Origin of the sequence: Paenibacillus sp. AR247 (genome assembly GCF_002968895.1) — a bacterium.
Classification (GTDB): domain Bacteria; phylum Bacillota; class Bacilli; order Paenibacillales; family Paenibacillaceae; genus Paenibacillus_AQ; species Paenibacillus_AQ favisporus.
The window spans coordinates 139,599-141,387 of the sequence record NZ_PCZT01000026.1 but is presented as its reverse complement, the minus strand read 5'-3'; the positions used below and the strand labels follow the sequence as shown (position 1 = coordinate 141,387).

The window sequence follows — 1,789 nt, the reverse complement described above, 5'->3', positions numbered from 1 at the left end:
AGGAGCCGGCCTCCGCTGCGGCAGCTAAGGCGGCGGGCAGGTCCTGAAGCTGGGTGAACGGCAGCCCGCCGGCCGCCGTGACCCGGCAGCCCAGCTCAGCCTCCACATGGCCCAGCACCGGCCTCATGCGGCTCCAGTCGTCCTCGCCCCGGCTTTTTACCAGAAGAAGCAGTGCACCGTTCCATTCGAGCCATGCGCATGGCAATCGTTCAGCCAGCCGGCTGCCGACGATGCGGTATACATCGCCGTCCGGGCGGCTGCCTCTCTCCCCCGAGCTGGAGGAATGGACCGACAGCAGCCAAATCCGGAGCACCGTGCCCCCGTCAGCATCGGGCCGAAGGTCGGGGAACCGGTCCCAAAACTCGGCTTCGGTCGTGGCATCGGGTGCGGATCCCGAAGCCAACAGTCTCCTTAAGAAACCTCGGTTCACGATCGTCTGCTGGACCCTGCCGCCCTCCTCGTTCCGCCGGCGAACCTCCAGCCGCTCCCTGGCCTTGGCCGCGGACTGGATGATTTCCCCCGGTCTGCTCGTCTTCAGCAAATAGTCGCTGACTCCTTCGCGCATTGCCTGCTGGGCATAGGCAAACTCGTCGAATCCGGAAATGATGATGATTTCGGTATCCGGGAACTGCTTTTTCACTTCCCGGGCCATATCGATACCGCTGAGCCCCGTCATCCGGATATCGGTAAATATAATTTCGGGCTGCTCATCCGGAATCCGCTGCAGCGCTTCTTCGGCGGAAGCGGCCGGCTCCAGCACCGTAAAACCGTTCTCCTCCCAATTGACCACCGTGCTTAGCCCGTTTCGGATAATCACTTCGTCATCAACGATCATAACCTTCATCTTCGTTCTCCCCTTTGCTTGATTCTTTCCGAGTCCATTCCTTTGGCTCCTGCACGATCGGGATCCTGAATGTAATCCGCGTGCCCGCTCCTTCCGCACTCTCTACCCGAAGTCCGGCATCCCTGCCGTAATGCAGCGCCAGCCGCTTGTTGACATTGCGCAGCCCGTAGCTCCCGCGGGCGTCAGGTCCCTGCCCGTAGGCCGCCGGATGCTCCGCCAGCCGGTTCCGGAGCCACTGAAGCCTCTCTTCGGGCATTCCGATCCCGTCGTCCTCAACGGCGAAATCGAGGAACCCCCCGCTGCGTTCCACCGCAATCCGGATCATGCCCCGCCCGTCTCGGCCGAGCAGGCCGTGAAGGATCGCATTCTCCACCAGCGGCTGAAGCAGCAGCTTAAGCATCGTTAGATGGTGCAAACTCTCAGCTGCATCGACCCGAAAATCGAATTTGTCGGGATACCGGATCGACTGGATATTCATGTAATGACGGACATGCGTGATTTCCTGCAACACCGTGCAGTATTCCTGGCCGGCATTTAAGCTGAACCGCAGAAAATCGCTCAGCGAGCCGACCATCTCGGCGATCTTGGCACCGTCCTGATTCATCAGCGCCAGCCATTGCACCGAGGAGAGGGTGTTATACAAAAAATGCGGGTTAATCTGCACCTGCAGCGCATGCATATCGGCTTCCTTCTTCAGTGATTCATTGTGCTTGACCTCATCGGTGAGCTTCACGATCCGCGAAGTAAGCCGGTTATAGCTGATGATCAGCTGACCTACCTCGTCTATCGTTTTGACCGGCAGTGCAGGCAGAGGTTCTTCCGGCCTGGCGTTTCTGAGGAATTTGGTGAGCGCGGAGAGCGGGTTAGTAATTTTTTGAATCAGAAAAGGACCAGAATGATGACAAACAGGATCGCAGCGGTGACAGCGACAGCCGTAAGCCTTAG

General features: G+C 59.1%; 2 protein-coding genes. Both read right to left on the bottom strand.

Going from position 1 to position 1,789, the window contains the following annotated elements:
- Positions 1-844 (bottom strand): response regulator (locus CPT76_RS34875; protein WP_146116537.1); only part of this gene is annotated, 844 nt, incomplete at its 3' end.
- Positions 825-1,789, bottom strand: a 965-nt coding sequence (locus CPT76_RS34870) for a sensor histidine kinase (RefSeq protein ID WP_258169092.1), incomplete at its 5' end; no start/stop codon positions are given. The genes CPT76_RS34870 and CPT76_RS34875, both read right to left, overlap by 20 nt.